Consider the following 1,494-nt stretch of genomic DNA (forward strand, 5'->3'; position numbering starts at 1 on the left):
TCGAAGCCGCCTCGGCGATCATGGATTTCTGTCACCGGCGAATCGACGGGTGATTCGGCAAGTGACAGGGCGCAGAGAAAGCCGGTGAATCGACGAGAAGGGCCGCTGCGCATCAGCGCAGCGGCCCTTCGTGAACCGATGTGGAGATCAGCGTCGGGAGTCGCGAGCCCAGCGGTAGACGATCGGGACGAGGAAGGCGAAGCTCGATGCGAGCAGACCGCCCCAGAACACCCAGAACTCGGTTCCCTCGGGTGAGGAGAACGCGGCTCCGAAGAGGTAGAGCCCGAACAGGAAGAGCACGAAGGCGACGATGAAGACGATGACATCGGCAAACGATGCGGAATTGCGGGTTCTCTTCGGGGCGGCGATATCGGACATGGTCTCCTCCGGCACAGTTTCTGGTGGTCAGCTGACTCTCAGCAACAGTCTACATCGCGTAGAGGACTTTGCTCATCTCCGGTCGTGGTCGGCGCTTCGCTCCGGGACCAGCCATCCGAGCAGCGCGGAGACGATCGAGACGATGATCGCGGCGAGGATGGCGGAGAAGAAGAACGAATCGATGGTGAAGACGAAAGGAGTGAACCCACTGAGCCAACTCGTCAGCGCCAACATGATCGCATTGATGACGATGGAGAACAGCCCCAGCGTCAGACAGGTGATGGGGGCGGAGACGAAGCTGAGGATCGGTTTGATGAAGGCGTTCGCCAACCCGAAGATGAGGCCGATGACAAGGTAGGAGATGATCATCGCCGGAATGGCCCCGGCCTGCTCCTCGACGACCCGGTTCCCTGTGATCGTCACACCCGGCAGAATCCAGGCGGCCACCCAGATCGCGCATGCGTTGACGATGACGCGAGACAAGAAGTTCATAGTCGTCATCCTCGCAGACCGATCTGCGTTCTTTCTGAGTCGCCGATGGGAATGGGGTCTGTGCCATGGTGATGAAACTCAACGCCGCGGGGTCCGCTGCCGCTCGAATCGCGCGGACAAACGCAGTAGCCTGAAGAAGAACCTTCCGGTTCGACTTTCTCAGACCAACTGCGTGCACCTACCGAGTGATTTGATCCAGGTCACCACGGCGGCACGATCTCCCGGACGAGCGGGAGCAGAAACTGGATTGATATGACAGACAGCGAAATACCCGCCTCGACTCGGGACACGACCGTGCAGCAGTCCTCTCCGACTCTGTTCTCGGCCGTCGGACGCAGCTATTTCCCGATCGCCTTCGTCGCCCGCATGCCGTTCGCCATGATCGTCGTCGGTGTCCTCACCCTCGTTGTGGCCGGCCGCGGATCCCTGAGCCTGGGCGGAATCAACTCCGCCATGGTCGGACTCGGCACGGCCCTGTTCGGTTCCTTCATCGGGGCGGCCGCCGATCGTTGGGGGCAGCGCTACGTGCTGCTCATCGCCGGCATCCTCAACTGTGCGGCACTGACCTTCATGGCGTGGGTCGTCTTCAGCCCGCTGCCGGATGTCGTCGTCTTCATCGCCGCC

General features: G+C 61.4%; 2 protein-coding genes and 1 pseudogene. 1 reads left to right on the forward strand and 2 read right to left on the reverse strand.

Annotation, left to right across the window (positions count from 1 at the left end):
- Nucleotides 1-147 precede the first annotated feature (147 nt).
- Complete coding sequence (locus AD89_RS0117455) at nucleotides 148-378, reverse strand: hypothetical protein (protein WP_025780925.1); 231 nt, start codon at nucleotides 376-378, stop codon at nucleotides 148-150.
- A gap of 72 nt (nucleotides 379-450) precedes the next feature.
- On the reverse strand, nucleotides 451-870 hold the full coding sequence (locus AD89_RS0117460; protein WP_025780928.1) for a phage holin family protein: 420 nt from the start codon (nucleotides 868-870) through the stop codon (nucleotides 451-453).
- A 252-nt stretch (nucleotides 871-1,122) separates the two neighbouring features.
- Between AD89_RS0117460 and AD89_RS19040 the strand changes: the two are divergent.
- Nucleotides 1,123-1,494, forward strand: a pseudogene (locus AD89_RS19040) (MFS transporter); the annotation flags it as partial.

It is taken from the genome of Brevibacterium sp. VCM10 (assembly GCF_000583215.1).
Taxonomy (GTDB): Bacteria; Actinomycetota; Actinomycetes; order Actinomycetales; family Brevibacteriaceae; genus Brevibacterium; species Brevibacterium linens.

Excerpts from the sequence above, each read along its gene's own strand:
- AD89_RS0117455 (WP_025780925.1), bottom strand. The coding sequence starts at position 378 with ATGTCCGATATCGCCGCCCCGAAGAGAACCCGCAATTCCGCATCGTTT.
- AD89_RS0117460 (WP_025780928.1), bottom strand. The coding sequence starts at position 870 with ATGAACTTCTTGTCTCGCGTCATCGTCAACGCATGCGCGATCTGGGTG.